This is a genomic window from Shewanella colwelliana ATCC 39565 (genome assembly GCF_000518705.1).
In the GTDB taxonomy this organism is placed as follows: Bacteria; Pseudomonadota; Gammaproteobacteria; order Enterobacterales; family Shewanellaceae; genus Shewanella; species Shewanella colwelliana.
In genome coordinates this window covers 130,977-151,013 of record NZ_JAEC01000014.1, presented here as the reverse complement: position 1 = coordinate 151,013, position 20,037 = coordinate 130,977, and the positions used below count along the sequence as shown (strand labels likewise).

The window sequence follows — 20,037 nt, the reverse complement described above, 5'->3', positions numbered from 1 at the left end:
TCCCAATTACGACTGCAGCGTTTCAGACAGACGGTTTAGTTTACCGCTGACCGAGCCATCAATGACTAGGTCGCCTGCCGTGATAATTACACCAGCAACAAGGCTGGCATCTACGCTGCAATTCAGCTTAACTTTGCGTGTGAGACGTTTCTCTAGAGAAGCACTAATGTGCTGCTGTTGCTCTGCGTTAAGCTCAGTGGCAGAAACAACATTTGCTTCAACCTCTTTTGCCCACTCATTGCGGAACTCATGAAAGAGTTCACTTACAGCAGGAAGTACTTCCAAACGACCGTTTTCAGCCATTACCTTTAACAGGTTTTGACCTTGCTCATTGACCTGCTCACCACAAACTTTAATAAAAAGCTCTGCAAGCTGGTTACTGGCTAAAGCGCCAGACAGTAGCGGCTTCATAGTTTCGTTTTCACTAACTATGGCGGCAAAGTTAAGCATTTCTGCCCAACTATCTACTGCATTTTTCTCAATAGCAAAGTCAAACGCTGCCTTTGCGTAAGGACGAGCGATGGTGGTTATTTCAGCCATAACTCAACTCCCTTATCAAATTTCAGCAACTAGTTTATTAACTATGTCACTGTGGGCGGCTTCATCAATCGAACGCTCAAGGATCTTCTCAGCACCAGCTATGGCTAGAGAAGCAACTTGCTTACGCAAGTCCTCTTTCACGCGATTACGTTCAGCTTCAATTTCTGCTTTACCCTGAGCGATAATTTTAGCTCGCTCAGCGTCTGCTTCGGCTTTGGCCTCATCGACAATCTGAGCTTTACGCTTATTAGCTTGCTCAATGATTTCGTTAGCAGTTGCCTTAGCTTCTTTTAGTTGGTCGGTGGCTTTCGCCTGCGCCAACTCAAGGTCTTTTACAGCACGATCAGCATCAGCTAGACCGTCGGCTATCTTTTTTTGACGCTCTTCGATGGCATTCATCAAAGGGGGCCAAACAAACTTCATGCAGAACCACACGAAGATAATAAAGGCAACCGTCTGACCGATTAGGGTAGCGTTGATATTCACAACAGCCTCCTATTTAGATTAAAGACAGAAGCGTTGATTACAGCATTGCACCCAGTGGGTTAGTAAACAGCATAAATAGTGCAATACCTACACCGATCATGGTTACCGCATCCAATAGACCAGCAACAATGAACATCTTAACTTGTAGCATAGGAGCCATTTCTGGTTGACGCGCAGCGCCTTCCAAGAACTTGCCACCTAGTAGGCCGAAACCGATAGCGGTACCAAGAGCACCCATACCAATCAGTAGAGCAACAGCGATAGCTGTCATGCCTAATACAGTTTCCATCTCTATCTCCAGTATTCTAAATCTTTAGTTAGTTAGTGATTTAGCTTAAAAAAATTTCTTCAGCAACCCTTAATGATCTTCATGAGCCATGCTTAGATACACGATCGTAAGCATCATGAAGATAAACGCTTGCAGAGTGATAACCAAAATATGGAAGATTAACCAACCTAGTTGCAGTGTTACACCTAGGGCAGATAACGCCATGTTAGCACCATACATCAGCGCAATAAGGATGAAGATCAACTCACCTGCGTACAAGTTACCAAATAGACGTAATGCCAATGAGATTGGCTTAGCAATTAAGGTAACTGACTCTAATAGGAGGTTGACGGGTATCATTGCCTTATGGTTAAACGGCTGTAGCGTCAATTCTTTAACAAAGCCTGATACGCCTTTGACTTTAATGCTGTAGTAAATAATCAGCAAGAACACACCAATAGCTAAGCTAAAGGTAATGTTTAAGTCTGTCGTTGGTACAACTTTCATGTAAGGGATACCAGCAGCAGCTGCCAGTGATGGGATCCAGTCAACTGGAACCATATCCATGAAGTTCATCATGAATACCCAAACAAAAATCGTTAATGCCAACGGAGCAATAACAGGATTGCGGCCATGGAAGGTTTCTTTCACGCTAGAATCGACAAACTCAACAATCATCTCGACAAAACACTGAAGTTTGCCAGGAACGCCTGTTGTAGCCTTCTTACCAACGCTGCGGAATAGCCACAAGAATAGAACACCAAGCCCAACCGAAAAGAACAACGAATCAATGTGCCATGTCCAGAAGCCTTCACCAACACTTAAGTTGGTAAGGTGGTGCTGGATATAGCCCTGCGGTGTTAACGCTTCACCAGTTGCAGCCATGATTCATCCCACTTTACTTTGCTTGAAGTATAAAGGAGCTGTCCAATGCACAATTAACGCAGCGACATAACAAACAAAAAGCGGCATAAATACAACCTTAAGATTGATAAAAGCTAGCGAAAACATAGCTATGGTTAACAGCAACTTTACCGCTTCCCCCCAGTAAAAAGTTTTCATAACTTTTCCTGCTGAACTTGCTCCCGTATGGGAAAAAGCGAGGGTCGCGAATACAAAATTAGGGAGTACAGCGATAGCGCCACCTGCCAAGGCAGATAGTCCATACTGAGCTCCCCACACGGCGAAAAAGACAATCGAAACACCCCCAGCCACCGCCGCCTGCATCATAACCAACTTATAGGCAGACCACCGGCCACGACGTGCTAAAACCTTGCTCAATTCATCTTCTCCGCATTCATACTTTTTGTTTCTATGACCGGACTACAAAACGCCGGACAATGTTGAGGTACAAAAAGCTTGCGAAAGTATACCTTTTCGGCCATTCAAAGCAAGTTTAAGGTGAGGAAAAAGGAGACTTTTAACGTGAACTACGCCAAAAGTCTAAAAGTGGAAGATTAACAGATGTCACAAAGTTACATAATATTACGTTAACTTAGAGAATTTAGCGGATTTTCCCAATGATACCATCCAATTCAGCCAAATTTTGATAGTTAATTACCAATTTTCCCTTACCTTTTTTATTATGAGTAATAGAAACTTTGGCACCTAATTTTTCAATTAATTGGCTCTCTAGACGGGTGACATCTTGATCTTTTGCCGGTTTATCGACGACTTCAGGTGGATTTAAGGTTTTATTAACTAATCGTTCAGTTTCACGAACGGTTAGTTCTTTCGCACTTACTAATCTAGCTAGATTAGTTTGCTCGTCACCGTTAATGGCAAGCAAGGCTCGCGCATGACCCATATCGATATCACCATACTCCAACATACGCTTTACCGGCTCATTCAGGCCATTTAAACGCAGTAGATTAGAGACGGTCGCACGGGATTTACCCACCGCATCAGCGGTTTGCTGATGCGTCAAATCAAACTCTTCAATTAGACGATTTAACGCAATCGCTTCTTCCATCGCATTAAGATCTTCACGCTGGATATTTTCAATCAACGCAATGACGACAGCCGATTCGTCAGGAACTTGTTTAATGATACAGGGAACTTTTTCAAGCTTAGCCAATTGCGACGCACGCCAGCGACGCTCACCAGCAATGATTTCATATCCCTTATCCGATACGCGACGCACAACGATAGGCTGAATGATCCCTTGGGTACGAATAGACTCAGCAAGCTCATCAAGTGCTTCTGGCGACATATCTTTACGTGGCTGGTACTTACCTGGTTGCAACAGATCCACCGCAATCATCTTCAGCTCTTCAGCACCATTGCTTGCAGCATCTTGCGCCGACACACTGTTAGCCGCCGCATGGCTTGTACTTAACAGTGCATCTAATCCTTTGCCTAGGCCGCGTTTTTTAGGGGTCATCTGTTTTTCCTTAAGCTTGCTCTAACTTTGAATGTTGCTCTGCACGTCTAATAATTTCACCCGCTAACGCAAGGTAGGCCTTAGCACCTGCGCTAGACTTATCATAATACATGGCTGGCGCACCAAAACTTGGGGCTTCAGCCAGTCTAACGTTACGAGGGATCACGGTACGATAAACTTTATCGCCAAAATGCTGTTTGAGTTGATCAGAGACATCATTAGCTAGTCGATTACGTGGATCGTACATAGTACGTAAGATCCCTTCGATTGAGAGTCCAGGATTAACCATAGACGCCAGCTTACTGATGGTATCCATCAAAGCGGTTAACCCTTCCAGCGCGTAATACTCACACTGCATAGGCACCAAAATTGAATCGGCAGCCGACATAGCGTTTACCGTTAACATATTGAGCGAAGGCGGGCAGTCGATAAAGATAAAATCGTAATCATCTTTAATTGGTGCGAGGGCATTGCGCAAGCGAATTTCGCGAGCAAAAAACTCCATTAACTTGATCTCAGCCGCAGTAACATCACCATTGCCAGCAATCAGATCGTACTTACCAGCAGTATCTCGGTAAACGATCTCATCAAAACTTTTCTCTTCAACAAGCAACTCATAAGCGGTATTTTCGACGCTGTATTTGTCGACGCCACTGCCCATGGTTGCATTACCTTGAGGATCAAGATCGATAAGTAACACTTTGCGCTTTGTGGCAGCCAAAGAAGCAGCTAAATTCACACAAGTTATTGTTTTTCCGACGCCACCTTTCTGGTTAGCTACGGCTATGACTTTACCCACAATATTATCCTGTCTATCACGTTAGCTAATTCGATACGCTTAATAATCTATCAAATTGCTTGAACTGGTTAAATAATGCAACTCAAAAGCGACTTATACCGCTGAGTTTTTGACCACTCTTAACAAATGGCGCTGTTCATCGAGACGAGGTACATGTAATTGGAACACATCAGTAACGGCAAATCCGTGAGGCAAGTGCGCCATCTCTTCATCACTTAACTGACCTTTCAATGCATAAAAACAACCGCTCTCTTTTGGCAGATGATGACACCAATGCAGCATATCTTGAATCGATGCAAATGCGCGGCTGAGTACACCATCAAATAACTCTTCAGGTTGATAGGCTTCAACACGGCTTTCAACAGAGCTGATATTATTGATCCCAAGTTCAAACTGAACCTGCTTTTGAAAACGAATCCGTTTACCTAAACTATCAAGCAGCACAAAGGTTTTATCAGGGTTCATGATGGCCAATGGAATACCAGGCAATCCAGGTCCAGTACCAACATCAATAAAGCGTTCGCCCACTAAATGCTTGCTTGCAGCTAGGCTATCCATGATGTGACGGATCAACATCTGCTCAGGATCTCTTACCGATGTGAGGTTATAAGCCTTGTTCCACTTAGCTAACATGGCGACAAAATCGAGCAACTGTTGCTTTTGCTCTGGGGTAGCCGCTAAATCAATTTCGGCCAAATAGGTATCTAGTTGGGCTGATAACACAGACGTATCCTCGGTAAACAATCGGATATTATGAAGCTGAGAGGCGCAGATGGGAAGTCCAAAGACCTCCCATCTGAGTTAAAAATAGATAAAACCTGTGATTAGGCGCTCTTTCTTAACAAGCCACGCTTTTTAAGGTGAACAAGCAGTATTGAGATCGCAGCAGGAGTGATCCCAGAGATCCGCGATGCCTGACCTATGGTCTCAGGCTTATGATCATTCAATTTGGCGATCACTTCGTTTGATAAACCTGGCACTTCTTGATAATCAAGATTTTGTGGCATTAAGGTTTTTTCATGACGAATCGCTTTGTCGATCTCATCTTGCTGACGCTGAATATAACCTGAGTACTTAACCTGAATCTGCACCTGCTCGGCAGCGCGTTGATCCTTAATCGCCGGGCCAAAGCCTTCGATCCCCATCAGTTTGGGATAATCGAGTTCTGGGCGACGCAATAACTCTTCGAAGGTAGCCTCACGAGTAATAGGCGTATTGAGATGTGGATTAAGTTCATCGACCAATGGTGAATTTGGGTGCACCCAATGACTACGCAACCGCTGCAACTCAAGCTCAATGGCTTCACGCTTAGCATTAAATTTCGCCCAGCGCTCATCGTCAACCAAACCAACCTCACGGCCTTTCTCGGTTAAACGCAGATCGGCATTGTCTTCACGGAGCAGTAGACGGTATTCAGCACGGCTAGTGAACATACGGTAGGGTTCTTTGGTGCCTAGCGTCGACAGATCATCGACCAACACGCCTAAATAGGCTTCATCACGACGAGGAGACCAAGCATCTTTGCCTTGCACTTGCAGGGAAGCATTCATCCCCGCAAGTAAGCCTTGGGCACCCGCTTCTTCATAACCCGTAGTACCGTTAATTTGTCCGGCAAAGAATAAACCGCTAATAGCTTTGGTTTCTAAAGAATTTTTAAGATCGCGAGGATCGAAATAGTCATATTCAATCGCGTAACCAGGACGAATAATCTCTGCGTTTTCCATACCTTGAATAGAACGGACTAAGTTTAACTGCACATCGAAAGGTAAACTGGTAGAGATACCATTAGGGTAGATCTCATTGGTATTAAGCCCTTCAGGTTCAATAAAAATTTGGTGTGAAGACTTATCAGCAAAACGATTAATCTTATCTTCAATCGATGGACAGTATCGTGGACCGATCCCTTCAATGACCCCTGAGTACATAGGGCTTCTGTCGAGTCCACCACGAATAATATCGTGGGTACGCTCGTTCGTATGGGTGACAAAACAGCTCACCTGACGCGGATGGTCTTTGACATCACCGATAAATGACATCACAGGCAATGGATCATCACCTTTTTGCTCAGTCATCAGATCAAAATTAATTGTATTGGCATCAATACGTGGTGGAGTGCCCGTTTTTAAACGACCAACTCGAATAGGTAATTCATGTAATCGTTGTGCCAATGAGATAGATGGTGGATCACCTGCGCGTCCACCGCTGTAATTTTCTAAACCAATATGGATCTTACCACTGAGGAAAGTGCCTGCGGTTAGCACGATTGCAGGAGCCTCGAAGGCGAGTCCCATTTGGGTAACAACCCCAATAACACGATCGTTTTCAACAATCAGATCGTCTACAGACTGCTGGAAAAGTCGTAAATTAGGCTGGTTTTGTAAAATCTGCTGGATCTTAGCACGATATAACGCACGATCGGCTTGTGCACGTGTCGCTCTAACCGCTGGCCCTTTGCTTGAATTAAGCGTTCTAAACTGAATACCTGCATGGTCAGTTGCAATCGCCATAGCACCGCCTAAGGCATCAATCTCTTTGACCAAATGGCCTTTACCAATACCACCAATAGCGGGATTACAGGACATCTGTCCTAAGGTATCTATGTTGTGGGTCAACAACAGTGTTTTTGACCCCATTCTAGCAGATGCCAATGCTGCTTCGGTTCCGGCATGACCACCACCAACAACAATTACATCAAACCGCTCATGAAAATGCATCACAGTACCTTAAATAAAACCGTATCAAAGTTAAAAGTAGAAATTGATTTAGCTATCGATCAATTACTCATCGAGTAGCCGAGTATTTTAGCACTTGGAAGACCTTTGGTGAAAGATCAATTTAGGCCTTTCGATCTCAAGTGGATCTGCTTAATAGATCTTAAGATCTTTATATAGATCCTTTATTATGTTTACTATTAGGATCGCTGTTTTCGGTGGATAACTCTAATTCATTATTAGAATCAATAGTTAGCACGATCCTGATCCTGTGATCTGTTGGCGATCTTATTGGCATAAGCTTGGGGATAGATCGCCTACTTATCCACAAGGTGGATCTTTGGTCGGATCGGACAGTGAATAATACAGAGTTAGATCATGATCAAATAATAGCTTATCCACATATTTATCATTTAAGATCGTAATATGTGGATAAAGTAGATCTAATCTGTGGGTTGTTAAGAGGGTTATACCTTAAATAGATCGTTAAAGTAGATCTTGCCAGCTCGATAACCAAGCTTGGGCGGGTTCTTCAGGGATTGGATCGTATTGCACATCGATCTGGATCTTATCCACATAGACTTGTGCACCGCAGTTTTCTATCGCTTCAACTAATTTTTCTGGGCCTTGGCAGAAAGTGTCGTAACTTGAATCACCGATCGCACATAAGGCAAATTTGGTACGGCTGAGATCGGGCTTTTTCGCCTCTATTTCTTCAAAAAATGGCTGGATATTGTCTGGTAGATCGCCAGCACCATGGGTTGAAGAGACGATTAGCCACAAGCTTTTAGGGTCAATATCACTCAATTCAGGAGTTAAATGAACCTGAGTTTCATGGTCACCAGCCTCTAATTGTGCCGCTAATTCATCGGCAACATACTCGGCACTGCCCAAGGTGGTACCGACTATAAGTTCTATTTTTGCCATCTGATTTCCTAAATTTGGGGGAGTTAATTGCTCATCTTTACATTGCTAAATGCGATCTTAGTGGATCAATATTGCAAAAAGTCGATGAGATAATGGCCCAATCATAAGGTAAAAAGTGTTTGTGGTCTTGTTGCTTTACTGGAACTGTCGACATGCCTACAAAACCGCTTTAGCTATATATAAGGCATTTAAAAGCCAATTTGCCCACGTTATAGCCTGCGATTTAACGGCTGTATGGTAAATAGCTGGGCTGTATTTAGGTAGGTTTTTCTGCATAAAGCAGATAGTTAACGCTTGTTTCTTTTGTTATTTTCCACTTGTTTATTAATGGATTAAATTTAACTCCTTCAACCGATAAAGTGTTTAGACCTTTAGCATTGAGCTGCTGGCTTATCTCTTGTGGTTTAACAAAGTGCTGCCATTCATGGGTTCCCTTTGGCAGATAACCCATCACATATTCAGCACCAATAATGGCGATTAAGTAAGATTTAACGGTACGGTTCAGCGTGGCCATGACTAATAGTCCGCCCGGTGCCAAGGCATCACAACAGATCTCTATCAGCTGATGCTTATCTTCAACATGCTCAATAACCTCTGTATTTAAAATCACATCATACTCTTGCTCAGTATTGAGTAAATCATCTGCAAGGCAATGTTTATATTCAACTTTTATAGACCAGTTATTTGCATGTTGCTGCGCCAAGCGAATGTTGTAAGCACTGGCATCGATACCAGTTACGTCAGCGCCTTGGCTTGCTAAGGGTTCACATAGTAGGCCTACACCGCACCCAATATCTAAGATCCTCAGTCCCTGAAAGGGAATGTCTTGATTAAGATCGCGCTTAAAATGCTGTGCAATGGCGTTTTCAATGGCGGTTAAACGTGTTTGATTAAAGGCCAAAACATGTTTGAATTTGCCGTTGGGATCGCGCCATTCAGCGGCTAGTGCATCAAACTTTTCAATCTCAGCTTGTTGATTGAGTGGTTTAATTGTTGGACTAAGTTGGCTTTTATCTAACATCAAAATGAGTGTCTACTGGGCGATTAATTGAGTATATACGTAATAGCTACGGTTTTTGGGTCACATTTGAGGTGGGTATAGCTCAATGAGGGTTTTGGCTATATATAGGTAAAAGTGCGATTTTTATTGGTTTGATCATCACGGATAAAAGCATTATCACATAAGTTTTGGCAAACTAGAGGTATCTTGGGCTACAGATTTTTCCCATTTATTGAGCGACTGCGAGACATTAGATAATGATAAATAAAATAATACTCGATACAGATCCTGGGATTGATGATGCCATGGCAATACTGTTTGCCCAGGCGCACCCAGCGATTGAACTTAAGGCGATTACTACGGTATATGGCAATGCCACCATTGATAACGCGACACATAATGCATTATTTTTAAAACAAAAATATGGTTTCAGTGCTGATGTGGCTAAAGGTGCGGCCAAACCAATCGTTCGGCCTCCAGTGGGCCCAACCGTAGTGGTACATGGTGAAACGGGTTTTGGTGATGTGCATGCGCCAAAGGCATTAACCGCTCAAGCCGACCCCCGTCCAGCGTACCAATATATTATCGATGCGGTTAACGCTGAACCTGGTGAAATTACTTTAGTCGCAGTGGGGCCACTGACTAACTTGGCATTGGCTTTAGAGGCTGAACCCGAAATCGTCTCTCTTGTTAAAGAGGTGGTAGTGATGGGGGGGGGCATTTGGTGTTAACGGTCATCGTGGCAATGTCACTCCGTATGCTGAGGCCAATATTCATGACGATCCCCATGCCGCAGACAAGGTATTTACCGCATCATGGCCAGTGGTGGTCATTGGTTTAGATGTTACCGAAGAGAGCTTCTTTACCCGTGAATATTTAGATCAATTGCGTGATGATGCGGGCGAAGTGGGTCAATTCATCTGGGATATTAGCCGTTATTACCTTAAGTTCTACTCCGAAAAGGTGGGACTAGAGGGTTGCCATGTGCATGATCCATCGGCAATCGCCTATGTTATCGATCCGACACTGTTTACCCTGCGTGAAGGGCCTATACGGGTAGTGACTGATGGCCCAGCAGAAGGGCACACAATGCAAAAGTATGATGGTCGAAAATACTTGCATGATGACTGGCAAGATAATGCGCATCAACGGATCGGTGTAGCGGTAAAAGATCAAGTCCTACTTAAACTATATCGAGACACCATTGTTGAATATGGTGCAGATAAAGAAAAGTTCTGAATATCAGTGCTGTATGCTAGGAATAGGTTGGATTGAATATGGCTACGAAGAACATTTTCTGTAGCCATTTTTGCACTCTTTTTAGTGCTGACTTTACTATCAGTGTTAGGTACTAGTTAATGCTTTGTACTTGTGAGGCCAATAGCCATAGCGCTAAGGCAAAAAAGATAACGCCCATAAATTTGTTTTGATATGTTCTAAACTTTTCATTATTTAATAATGGTTTACCTAACGTCCCAACCATAGCCACCAGCAATAGGTTAAACAGTAATCCCATTACGTTTAACAGCAGTCCTAATGCTAGCATCTGCTCACCCGAGCTGGCATTTAGTTGAGTCGAGACAAATTGCGGTAGAAACAGTACAAAAAAGATCAATGCTTTAGGGTTGAGTAGATTACTCATTACCGCGCGGCGATAGAGTAGCTTAGCAAGATTGTTATTTTGCTCTATTTGCGGCGCGTCGGCTGCACTGGCGCGAATACAATCCCATCCCATCTTCAATAAGTAAGCGGCACCTAATATACGAAGTAGTTCTAAAGCTAATGGATTAACCGCTATGAGTGCAGAAACGCCCATTGCCGCCAGCAATGTCAAAATAAGTCCCGATGTCGCATTGCCAAAACTGGCATAGACACCGACTTTCTTACCATAACTCAGGCTAGAGCTGGCGATCAGCAACATATCCGGACCAGGAATAAAGAGCAGGGCGATAACACTGGTTAAATAGAGTGGCAGTAGATTGAGATCGATCATCAAAAATAGGCTGCTTAAGGTTTGAGATTAAAACAAGGCGCGGATTTTACAGCGATCGATTAGAAATGAAAGTGAAGTGGTGTTTAAAACCGTTAAATACTGGCAGGGTAGGTTTACGGTGTTAGCGAACGGTGCAGTTAATTGATAACGTTACTCATTTATTTATGCTAAACATCTGTGAGTTGGTCAATGTATATGGGCTTATTGATCCGTTGTTATTGCTGAAATATCTCTATGCGGTGATGGGCTAAGAACTCTTCTTTTGGAATAAATTTAGTTGGAAGGGTAATAGATTTTCCCTCGTATTGTTTAAAGGAGTAATCCACAAATGGATTATTTTGATGTAGTAGTTTGCTCGATAACACGACTTCTAGATTTGAGTTGAGTGTGAGCAGACCTTGGTCAAAAGCACTGTCATGAATACTCGATAGGCACAATCCATTACACGGATTCAATCGTTCACTTGGCTTAGCACTCCAAGGCATAATGTGGCTCGCGACCAATAAATTAGGAATACTCAAATCTGTAATACAGCATTTATCATTATAAGAACTCAGTATTATCTGGCGGAATTGGTTTTGTCCGATACGGGCCTTTGATTGAACTAATCTTTCGCGGCCGATGAAGTTGCTATCTGTTGATTCACTTTCTTCATGTTTATTGGCGATAGTAAGGAATGCTTCAACACTTGTGATATAAAAATTTTCCCAATCGGTAGACATCTCTGCCCACATATCCTTGTCAGCTTTCGATGCTCCTTTTAGTCCATTGCGGCCAGACTCTTGGATCACAACTGGCTATATTGGCCATTTTCATTGATAGAGAAGAAGGAGTTCGATTTAAAAGGTTAGATACTTTTATTATCTCTGGATTTCGAGCGCTGATTTTTCCAAATGATGTTTTATTATAGAGATAGAATGCTACCAGTAAGTCATTCCGTGACCATGGGCGACGTTCTGTCATTATTACTTCTCATTAGGATTTTTGGTTATCATCAAAGATAGCCGATTATTTTGTTGATTAATATATACTATCTATTAATTTACTGAGTGTTAACCCTGTTAGTATCCCTTTATTTTATTACTTTAATTTATTAGATACAGTAGAAATTGATCACTAAGTTTGATTGTAATAGTCACAAAATCTTCATCATCGGCCTGCCAAGAACTGGGACAACGAGTGTCAGTGTGGCTTTGTTAGAGATGGGCTATAAGGTGGCGCATCAGGCATTTACTAAGCAGGCGTTTGAGTTGGCAGATGTGGTGTCTGATGCGCCATGCTTTAGTGATTATAAGCAATTACATCAGCTCTATCCCAATGCCAAATTTGTTTATCTGGAGCGGGCCTTAGATGCTTGGGTGCCATCGATGCAGATGCTACTTAGCCGCATGATGGTGCATTTAGATAATAAGACTGGCAAGTTTCATCCAATATTAAAACGAAGTTTTAACCATAGTTTTGATGTGAACGGCATTGATAATCCTTTGGATGCCGAACATTTAGTGCGTAGTTACCTTAGCCATAAAAAACAAGTAATTGATTATTTTAAACAATCTAACATAAATAACTTTATCGGTATCGATATTAGCGAGCCTGATAGTTTGTCTCAATTGCGTCAGTTTTTAGCCCGCGATTTAAACCTCAGTGGCGAACGGTCCATAGATAATCCCATACACAGTTGCAGTGAAGGAGAGGGGTTTCCGCACCTTAATCGTGGTCGTAATGTGGCGAGTTGGGATGAGTATAAGCACCCTAACAAAGTTAGCACTAATGCCAGTGGGCCAGATAAACGCAAGTACTTTGCTTACAAGCTACCTTGATTACAAGCCTTGCTGTTGAATCTGTAATGGCTCTAGTGTGAAAGTTGAAGCTTAGCGGTTAAAGTTGCCCCATTTATCTATTGGCGCGTTATCATTGTACCCATTACTAATCATTGTCGCTAATCATGCCTAACTCTTCAGACTCTGCATTTTCTTTGCCCACTTTGCCGATAGATAAACTTTATAAAGAGTTTAAGTTAGCGATTGAGCATCATCACATGGTGGTGGAGTCTGACACTGGTTCGGGTAAATCGACTCGTTTACCGCTTTGGTGTACTGAGGCTAATACAGAGGGAAAGGCTAAGCGGGTGTTGGTGATAGAGCCTAGGCGGGTGGCCTGTTTAGCTCTGGCCGACTTTGTCGCCAAACAGACTCTCTTGCAGGTTGGTTATGCTATTCGCTTTGACTCTACGGTGAATGAACAGACGGATATTGCTTTTGTAACGCCCGGTATTGCATTGCGCTGGCTCTCTGCTAATGCCGAAGGTACTGACAACAATGAGTTGGGGGATAAAGCTGGGTTAGTCTGTTTTGATACCATTATTATCGATGAGTTTCATGAGCGTCGCTGGGACACTGATCTGCTGTTGGCATTGCTTAAAAGCGCTGACAAGCATCGTTTAGTTATCACCTCTGCTACCATTGACGGCGAGCGTTTAGCTAACTATTTAACTGATAAATATGGAAATAAAGCTGCCAGATTACAAGCCGAAGGGCGAAGGTTTCACGTGGAACTAAGGTACCAATCTGCAGAGAGTCATCATCTTGCCGATGTGCGTGATATTGATAAAAACGTAAAATATGCTGTGGAAACGCTACTCGCGGAAACCAGGGGTGACATCTTGGTGTTTTTACCGGGTAAGCGGGAGATCCAACTTTGTCTGCAGACCTGCCATAGTTTATTAGCCAAGCATGAATCCCTTGAACTACTGGGATTACATGGTGGTATCGATGCTAAACAGCAACAAGCAATATTATCTGAGACTTTGCATCAACGGGTGATCTTTGCCACCAATGTGGCTGAAACCTCGTTGACGATTCCCGGGGTGACAGCCGTGGTTGACTCGGGCCTTGAGCGCCGCACACATCAACGGAATGGCCGTACTGTGTTGTCGTTAGCACGAATCTCAAAAGCCAGCAGCGAACAACGGCTTGGTAGAGCGGGGCGGGTACAAGCCGGGATCTGTATTCGTTTATGGGGCAAAGGCGCACCGCTCGAGGCGATAACTCCGCCAGAATTGCAAAGAGAGGAGTTGGTGGAGCCAATGCTTGCGGCTGCTTGCAGCGGTTATCTGTTGTCAAGACTGCCTTTTGTCGATCAATTACCTGAGAAGTCGTTAACTAAGGCGACACAGCAATTATTGTCGATGACAGCGATTGATAACGCTGGGCAAGTTACTACTCATGGTAGAAAGCTATTCCCACTCCCCATAGATACCCAATTTGCCCACTTAATTAGTGCTATGCCAGATGATACCTGCAAGGGTTTGATGGTTGATTTAGCTGCCGCTTTAACCGTACCGGGTCAGGTTTATACATTGCCTAGCGATGAGTTTGGCCTGCAACAACTTGGGTTATGGGAACCCTTTGGTTGTGATGGCTATTTAATGATTAAGCTGTTGCGTGGTGCGGCGCCAGAGTGGCTATCGCTCACCGACGCAAATATTAGCTTGCTCAAGGAGGCTCGTATGTTGGCTAAGCAGATAAGAGAGGTGCTCAATTTACCCAGCAGTCATGTAAATGAGTTATCCGACAGTACATTAAGGCAGCGTTGGTGCTTAGCAGCGATTGATGCGTTGCCTTCATTGGCATTTATACGCCGAGAAAAACGCCCGCAAGCATTGGGGAATGGCTTTAGCGAGGTGCAAATTGCGCGGGACTCTCGTTTTGACATTGCCATAGATAAACAGGTATTACCCACTGCTGCCGTGGTGTTCGATCAATTTGCTATAGCAGGACGAGGCGCAAAACAGACATTGAATTTAGCTACCTGCATGGTGCCAGTTTCGGTTGATACGTTACTGGACGCGAAATTGGGTGAGGAAAGATTAGCAAGTAATAAAGAGCAGGCTGATGATGCGGCGGTGTTGATTGAGCGTGTCTATGCCGGACGTATTATTGCTACCTATCGTAAGCAAGTTTCGGGTGAGCAAGCTATTGAAGCGATTGTACGCAGCATTTGTGAAGGGCGCAGTTTCAAGGGGCTTAGCCTACAACTGACAAGAGATATTGCTGCATGGAATATTTGGCTGGCATTGGGCAAGCATCAAGATCCGTTAGTTGGTGATGTGGCTGATTTTGACCAACCTTTGGCATTACATCGCTATCTTGAAGAGCGGCTGTTGGCATTGGGAGTAGAAACCTTTGATGATCTTGCGCTGATTGATGCTGAGGATCTACTGTTTAATGGTGTACCAAGCTGGCAGCGAGCGGAGTTTGATCAGCATTATCCTGTTGAAGTGGTGTTGGCCGATCTTAGGCTGAATGTGAGCTACTTTCCTAAGCGAAAATTTGTCCTGCTTGAGTATGGCGGGGGACAGCGAAAAACAGGTCCAAAACGGTGGGAATTACCGCGCTGGCAGGGCTGGAAAATACAGTATAAAAAAGCCAGTCGTGTCGTTGACGTTAAATGAAACCTAGATCTGGCGTAGATCGAGCTAAAAAAGTTATCCAAGTTGCTGAGTATAACTTTTTTGATTTGATCTAAAACTGGATCGTGATGCAAAAGGCTGTAGTGATATATAAATTTAAAAAACAATTAAAAAACATATAGATATATCGTTTTGGTTGTTTTTTAGTGGATAAGATCAGTGTTTTAATTACTTGTTGATATCTCTGTTGATTAATTTGATCAAGATCTTGGGTATTTATGCACCAAAATGCATCAAGATCTTAATACGATCGACTGTTTTTTGTTTGAATTATGAGCGATTGTCGTGCCGCAGGGCCTGTGGTTGCGGGATATTTAAGGGCATCTATTTTGGTGCGTTTGAATAGCTTTTAGAAGCCCTAATTTGGAACGGTTATTTTTGACTATTTACCTATACAGAATGAGCTAAATATTTTTCCCAGCAGATCATCAGACGTGAATTTTCCAGTAATTTCAGACAGGGCCATTTGGCACATGCGTAACTCTTCTGCGAGTAACTCACCGGCTTCATAAACCTCTAACTGCTCTTTTCCTAGCATCAGGTGACTTGTCGCAAGCTCTAAAGCCTCTAAATGGCGTCTACGGGCAATAAAGCCACCTTCAAGGTTACTTTGATAACCCATGAGTGATTTTAGGTGTGCTTTGAGTTCTTCAACGCCTAAGCCTGTTTTGGCGGACAAACGGAATACTTTATGGCCAAGTTCCTGGGTTGTATCAAGTGATTCTCCGGTTAAGTCGGCTTTGTTGCGTACCACGGTAATTCCTAAGTTTTTGGGTAAGCGCTCAATAAAGTCTGGCCAGATGTCATGAGGGTCTACGGCATCTGTTGTGGTGCCATCAACCATAAACAATACTTGGTCGGCGGTGTCGATTTCAGCCCACGCACGCTCAATACCGATTAACTCAACGGTATCTGTGGTGTCACGCAAACCTGCGGTATCGATAATGTGCAGCGGCATACCATCAAGATGAATGTGTTCACGCAATACATCACGTGTAGTACCTGCTATTTCTGTCACAATGGCAGACTCTTTGCCTGCCAAGGCGTTAAGTAGACTTGATTTACCCGCATTGGGACGGCCTGCAATGACGACTTTCATCCCTTCGCGAATAATTGCACCCTGCTTGGCACTTACTTGCACATGATCAAGCTTGCTGATGATGTTATAGAGTGCGTTGGCTATTTTGCCGTCGGATAGAAAGTCGACCTCTTCATCTGGGAAGTCGATGGCGGCCTCAACATACAGACGCAGGTTAGTCACTTGCTCAACTAGCTCGTGTACTTGGGTTGAAAATTCCCCCTGCATTGAGTTTAAGGCGCTTTTAGCCGCTTGTTCACTGGTCGCATCAATTAAGTCAGCAATGGCCTCAGCTTGGGTTAAGTCGAGCTTATCGTTCATAAACGCTTGCTCACTAAACTCACCTGGCTTGGCAATACGGACACCGCTCACTTCCATGACCCGTTTAATCAACATATCTAGAACGATTTGGCCACCGTGACCTTGAAGCTCAAGTACATCTTCACCAGTAAAGGAGTTAGGGCCTTTAAAGTAAAGCGCAATGCCTTGGTCAATCACTTCACCATCGGTGGCTTTAAAATCACAGTAATCGGCGTAGCGGGTTTTAGGTAGATGTCCTAAAACAGACATGGCGACGTCACTGGCTTTGTCGCCAGAGATACGGATGATACCCACACCGCCGCGTCCGGGCGCGGTTGCTTGTGCCACAATCGTATCAGTTGTCATTACTGTGATTCCTATAAAATTGACAAAATAAGGTGTTTCATAAAAGAGAAAAGCGGCTAATACCTAAGGTATCCAGCCGCTTTTATCAGTTGGAACTAAAGGTTATTTTAACCCTTTTTTCTCCAAACCAGCATAGATGATCTTCTGCTGTGTAATCGCTACCAAGTTACCGACTAACCAGTAAAGTACTAGACCCGCTGGGAACCACAGGAAGAACACGGTAAATACCACAGGCATCCACTGCATCATCTTCACTTGCATTGGGTCCATCGTAGGTGCCATTGGCTGCATTTTCTGCATCAAGAACATCGAGATACCCATTAGGATTGGCATCACGTAGTAAGGATCTTGTACTGACAAGTCAGTAATCCAAAGCATAAACGGTGCGTGGCGTAATTCAACGCTTTCTAGCAGTACCCAGTAAAGCGCAATGAAGATTGGCATCTGTAGCAAGATAGGAAGACAGCCACCCATAGGGTTAACTTTCTCTTTCTTATACAGCTCCATCATGGCTTGGCCCATCTTCTGACGGTCGTCACCAAAGCGCTCTTTCATCTCTGCAAGCTTAGGCTGCAGGTTACGCATCTTAGCCATAGAGGTGTATTGTGCTTTAGTCAGCGGGTACAACAAACCACGTACGGTTAGTGTGATAAGAATAATCGCTGCACCCCAGTTACCTACTAGTGATTGGAAGATCATCAATAGTTTGTAGATAGGTACTGCTAACCACCATAAGAAACCATAGTCGACCACTAAGTTGAGTGATTCAGAGATTTCAGACAGTGCTGCTTGATCCTTAGGACCAACATAGAACTGAGCATTGATGGTTTGGTTTGCACCTGGGGCAATATCGTATACCGCGCCGCGGAAACCTATGTTAGCTAACCCACCAGCACTGATGCTAGAGAAGATAGTGTTTTGATCGTTTGCTGGTGGTACCCAAGCAGAAACAAAGTAGTGTTGTAGCATTGCAGCCCAACCACCCAGTGTTTTCTTGTCTAGGTTTTTGTCAGCCATATCTTCAAAGCTGTACTTTTCGTAGCGCGTATCTTGTGTTGAGAATGCTGAGCCACGGTAAGTCGGCATCATCATGCTGCTTTCGCTTTTTTTGATGCTGTGCTTGATTTGGCCATACATCTGCACTTGAAGCTGTTCAGACGATGTATTGTTAATACGGTAGTCTACATCTATGTTGAACTTGCCACGGTGTAGTACAAAGACTTTGGTGTAAGTAACGCCATTGTCTGCCACATAGGTAAGTGGCACTTCTAGGGTATCTTTGCCTTCAGCTAAAGTGTATTGCTGTGACTGACTAGAAAAATGAGCACGGCCTTTAGCACTGCTGTCTATACCATTGCGACCAATCAAACCACTTTGGGCGATATAGTAGATATCGTTAGTTTGCTCAAGAAGCACGAAAGGTTCGTCTTTATCGAGTTCAAGCTTATGCGATACCAATGCCGAGTAAACAATGTCACCACCAACTGGGTTAATCTTTAGGACTAATTGGTCAGTGGTTACAGTAATAAGTTCTTTAGAGGCGACAACGGCTTCAGGAAGCCCTGCATCAGCGTCAGGAACGTCACTACCGTGTGATTCTGGGGCAGTCGAAGCAACTACTGAAGATTGAGTTGCAACGGGTTGCGGGTTTTTATCTGTTTGCCATTGCTGCCACAGCAAAAAGCTGACAAAAAGCAGACCGATAAGCAATATATTGCGTTGTGATTCCATAGCCTATTTATTACACCTGTTATTTTTTGGGGGGACGGGATCTTCTCCGCCCGGATGTAAAGGGTGACATTTTAATACGCGTTTCCCTGCAAACCAACTCCCTTTCACAAAACCATGCAAACGAATTGCTTCTATTGCGTAATATGAACACGTGGGATGAAAACGGCACTTTGGCCCTAGTATAGGGCTGATAAAGATTTGGTAGCCACGAATTAACGTGGTAGCTAGCCATTGTAACGGCGACTGAGTTTGCGCCATAACTTCTCTACCAGTTTGTGGAGTGCTGCATTGTCCATATCCAATACGCCATTTCTTACAAGAACGACGATATCAAGCGGGGGTAATTCGTGCTGATGCAAACGAAAGTTGTCGCGGATGATACGTTTAATTCTGTTGCGCTGATTAGCTTTCTTTACATAACGTTTTGCAACAGTTAATCCAATACGTGGATGCTGCTCAGTGTTAGGAATTGCAAGTAAGGTAATTTCAGCCGAAGAAGCTTTGATAGGTTTAGAGAATACAGATTTGAATTGCGCGGGAGTTAACAAACGTAACTCCCGCGTAAAGGTATAGCTGGTCACTAGCATTTCTACTTATTAAGCAGAAAGACGAGCGCGACCTTTTGCACGACGACGTGCGATGACCTTACGGCCACCTACAGTAGCCATACGAGCGCGGAAGCCGTGAGAACGCTTGCGCTTCAGGTTGCTAGGTTGAAAAGTACGTTTACTCATTATGGCAATCCGTCTTTGTTAGGTGAATAAACCTTACTCTCCATAAAATAGAGGTAAGGGCAAAAAAGAGGCCGAATTGTAATCACTTTAGTTGTGCCCGTCAACAAGCAAAACTCATAAGGATGCAAAATCTGCCTAATAAACTTCTTATCAAGTTATCCCAATACACTATCTAGTGTGGATAACTCTGTGAATGGACACTACATCTTGTGGATCTAGTCTTCATTGCGCTGATCGAAGGTTGCTAATT

20 protein-coding genes and 1 pseudogene are annotated in these 20,037 nt (G+C 43.7%); 3 read left to right on the top strand and 18 right to left on the bottom strand.

Translation table 11 applies throughout. From position 1 onward, the window contains the following. Nucleotides 1–6: 6 nt before the first annotated feature. From atpH to ubiG, 11 genes are all read right to left on the bottom strand, one after another. Nucleotides 7–540: a F0F1 ATP synthase subunit delta gene (gene atpH / locus L876_RS0108850; protein ID WP_028763477.1), complete on the bottom strand. Its 534-nt coding sequence runs from the start codon at nt 538–540 to the stop codon at nt 7–9. A 15-nt stretch (nt 541–555) separates the two neighbouring features. Further along, nucleotides 556–1,026 (bottom strand): F0F1 ATP synthase subunit B, encoded by a 471-nt coding sequence (gene atpF / locus L876_RS0108845; protein ID WP_028763476.1) that lies wholly within the window; start codon nt 1,024–1,026, stop codon nt 556–558. Nucleotides 1,027–1,063: 37 nt separating this feature from the next. Then, nucleotides 1,064–1,315 carry a F0F1 ATP synthase subunit C gene (gene atpE / locus L876_RS0108840; protein WP_011639455.1) on the bottom strand — a complete coding sequence of 84 codons (252 nt, stop codon included), beginning with the start codon at nt 1,313–1,315 and terminating at the stop codon, nt 1,064–1,066. Nucleotides 1,316–1,384: 69 nt separating this feature from the next. Next, nucleotides 1,385–2,179, bottom strand: a complete 795-nt coding sequence (gene atpB, locus L876_RS0108835; RefSeq protein ID WP_028763475.1) for a F0F1 ATP synthase subunit A — start codon at nt 2,177–2,179, stop codon at nt 1,385–1,387. A gap of 3 nt (nt 2,180–2,182) precedes the next feature. Then, on the bottom strand, nt 2,183–2,575 hold the full coding sequence (locus L876_RS0108830; protein WP_028763474.1) for an ATP synthase subunit I: 393 nt from the start codon (nt 2,573–2,575) through the stop codon (nt 2,183–2,185). A 223-nt stretch (nt 2,576–2,798) separates the two neighbouring features. Then, on the bottom strand, nt 2,799–3,677 hold the full coding sequence (locus L876_RS0108825) for a ParB/RepB/Spo0J family partition protein (RefSeq protein WP_028763473.1): 879 nt from the start codon (nt 3,675–3,677) through the stop codon (nt 2,799–2,801). 10 nt (nt 3,678–3,687) lie between these two features. Further along, complete coding sequence (locus L876_RS0108820) at nt 3,688–4,476, bottom strand: ParA family protein (RefSeq protein ID WP_028763472.1); 789 nt, start codon at nt 4,474–4,476, stop codon at nt 3,688–3,690. Nucleotides 4,477–4,569: 93 nt separating this feature from the next. Further along, nucleotides 4,570–5,199, bottom strand: coding sequence for a 16S rRNA (guanine(527)-N(7))-methyltransferase RsmG (gene rsmG, locus L876_RS0108815; RefSeq protein ID WP_028763471.1), 630 nt, complete (start codon nt 5,197–5,199; stop codon nt 4,570–4,572). Between the two features lie 101 nt (nt 5,200–5,300). Beyond that, the gene (gene mnmG / locus L876_RS0108810; protein ID WP_028763470.1) at nt 5,301–7,190 is read right to left on the bottom strand and encodes a tRNA uridine-5-carboxymethylaminomethyl(34) synthesis enzyme MnmG; all 1,890 of its coding nucleotides are present in this window, start codon (nt 7,188–7,190) and stop codon (nt 5,301–5,303) included. Between the two features lie 483 nt (nt 7,191–7,673). Continuing rightward, entirely contained in the window at nt 7,674–8,114 is a 441-nt protein-coding gene (mioC, locus tag L876_RS0108805; protein ID WP_028763469.1) for an FMN-binding protein MioC, read from the bottom strand. Nucleotides 8,115–8,370: 256 nt separating this feature from the next. Next, on the bottom strand, nt 8,371–9,135 hold the full coding sequence (gene ubiG / locus L876_RS0108800) for a bifunctional 2-polyprenyl-6-hydroxyphenol methylase/3-demethylubiquinol 3-O-methyltransferase UbiG (RefSeq protein ID WP_028763468.1): 765 nt from the start codon (nt 9,133–9,135) through the stop codon (nt 8,371–8,373). 236 nt (nt 9,136–9,371) lie between these two features. Here ubiG and L876_RS21425 point away from each other — a divergent pair. Continuing rightward, nucleotides 9,372–10,353: pseudogene (locus L876_RS21425) on the top strand (nucleoside hydrolase). A 112-nt stretch (nt 10,354–10,465) separates the two neighbouring features. Here L876_RS21425 and L876_RS0108790 read toward each other — a convergent pair. Then, entirely contained in the window at nt 10,466–11,107 is a 642-nt protein-coding gene (locus tag L876_RS0108790; protein ID WP_028763467.1) for a LysE family translocator, read from the bottom strand. A 215-nt stretch (nt 11,108–11,322) separates the two neighbouring features. Next, nucleotides 11,323–11,898 (bottom strand): HNH endonuclease, encoded by a 576-nt coding sequence (locus tag L876_RS21420; RefSeq protein ID WP_156029393.1) that lies wholly within the window; start codon nt 11,896–11,898, stop codon nt 11,323–11,325. Between the two features lie 318 nt (nt 11,899–12,216). Here L876_RS21420 and L876_RS21415 point away from each other — a divergent pair, with 318 nt between their 5' ends. Together L876_RS21415 and L876_RS0108775 are read left to right on the top strand one after the other, a co-directional pair. Then, nucleotides 12,217–12,927: a sulfotransferase family protein gene (locus tag L876_RS21415; protein WP_051413041.1), complete on the top strand. Its 711-nt coding sequence runs from the start codon at nt 12,217–12,219 to the stop codon at nt 12,925–12,927. A gap of 125 nt (nt 12,928–13,052) precedes the next feature. Continuing rightward, nucleotides 13,053–15,560 (top strand): helicase-related protein, encoded by a 2,508-nt coding sequence (locus L876_RS0108775; protein WP_037428278.1) that lies wholly within the window; start codon nt 13,053–13,055, stop codon nt 15,558–15,560. A 400-nt stretch (nt 15,561–15,960) separates the two neighbouring features. Here L876_RS0108775 and mnmE read toward each other — a convergent pair whose 3' ends face one another. The 5 genes from mnmE to rpmH all read right to left on the bottom strand — a co-directional run bounded on the left by mnmE (nt 15,961) and on the right by rpmH (nt 19,787). Beyond that, complete coding sequence (mnmE, locus tag L876_RS0108770; protein ID WP_028763465.1) at nt 15,961–17,322, bottom strand: tRNA uridine-5-carboxymethylaminomethyl(34) synthesis GTPase MnmE; 1,362 nt, start codon at nt 17,320–17,322, stop codon at nt 15,961–15,963. Nucleotides 17,323–17,424: 102 nt separating this feature from the next. Beyond that, complete coding sequence (gene yidC / locus L876_RS0108765) at nt 17,425–19,053, bottom strand: membrane protein insertase YidC (RefSeq protein WP_028763464.1); 1,629 nt, start codon at nt 19,051–19,053, stop codon at nt 17,425–17,427. A gap of 3 nt (nt 19,054–19,056) precedes the next feature. Continuing rightward, entirely contained in the window at nt 19,057–19,311 is a 255-nt protein-coding gene (yidD, locus tag L876_RS22435; RefSeq protein WP_081730661.1) for a membrane protein insertion efficiency factor YidD, read from the bottom strand. Beyond that, the gene (gene rnpA / locus L876_RS0108760; RefSeq protein ID WP_028763463.1) at nt 19,278–19,634 is read right to left on the bottom strand and encodes a ribonuclease P protein component; all 357 of its coding nucleotides are present in this window, start codon (nt 19,632–19,634) and stop codon (nt 19,278–19,280) included. The genes yidD and rnpA overlap by 34 nt, the downstream gene beginning before the upstream one ends. A 15-nt stretch (nt 19,635–19,649) precedes the next feature. Beyond that, nucleotides 19,650–19,787, bottom strand: coding sequence for a 50S ribosomal protein L34 (rpmH, locus tag L876_RS0108755; protein WP_011867659.1), 138 nt, complete (start codon nt 19,785–19,787; stop codon nt 19,650–19,652). Between the last annotated feature and the right edge of the window lie 250 nt (nt 19,788–20,037).

Coding starts and splice junctions, on each gene's coding strand:
- atpE (WP_011639455.1), bottom strand. CDS start 1,315: ATGGAAACTGTATTAGGCATGACAGCTATCGCTGTTGCTCTACTGATT.
- yidC (WP_028763464.1), bottom strand. CDS start 19,053: ATGGAATCACAACGCAATATATTGCTTATCGGTCTGCTTTTTGTCAGC.
- L876_RS0108825 (WP_028763473.1), bottom strand. CDS start 3,677: ATGACCCCTAAAAAACGCGGCCTAGGCAAAGGATTAGATGCACTGTTA.
- L876_RS0108775 (WP_037428278.1), top strand. CDS start 13,053: ATGCCTAACTCTTCAGACTCTGCATTTTCTTTGCCCACTTTGCCGATA.
- mnmE (WP_028763465.1), bottom strand. CDS start 17,322: ATGACAACTGATACGATTGTGGCACAAGCAACCGCGCCCGGACGCGGC.
- atpB (WP_028763475.1), bottom strand. CDS start 2,179: ATGGCTGCAACTGGTGAAGCGTTAACACCGCAGGGCTATATCCAGCAC.
- atpH (WP_028763477.1), bottom strand. CDS start 540: ATGGCTGAAATAACCACCATCGCTCGTCCTTACGCAAAGGCAGCGTTT.
- rpmH (WP_011867659.1), bottom strand. CDS start 19,787: ATGAGTAAACGTACTTTTCAACCTAGCAACCTGAAGCGCAAGCGTTCT.
- L876_RS0108790 (WP_028763467.1), bottom strand. CDS start 11,107: ATGATCGATCTCAATCTACTGCCACTCTATTTAACCAGTGTTATCGCC.
- mioC (WP_028763469.1), bottom strand. CDS start 8,114: ATGGCAAAAATAGAACTTATAGTCGGTACCACCTTGGGCAGTGCCGAG.
- mnmG (WP_028763470.1), bottom strand. CDS start 7,190: ATGCATTTTCATGAGCGGTTTGATGTAATTGTTGTTGGTGGTGGTCAT.
- ubiG (WP_028763468.1), bottom strand. CDS start 9,135: ATGTTAGATAAAAGCCAACTTAGTCCAACAATTAAACCACTCAATCAA.
- yidD (WP_081730661.1), bottom strand. CDS start 19,311: ATGGCGCAAACTCAGTCGCCGTTACAATGGCTAGCTACCACGTTAATT.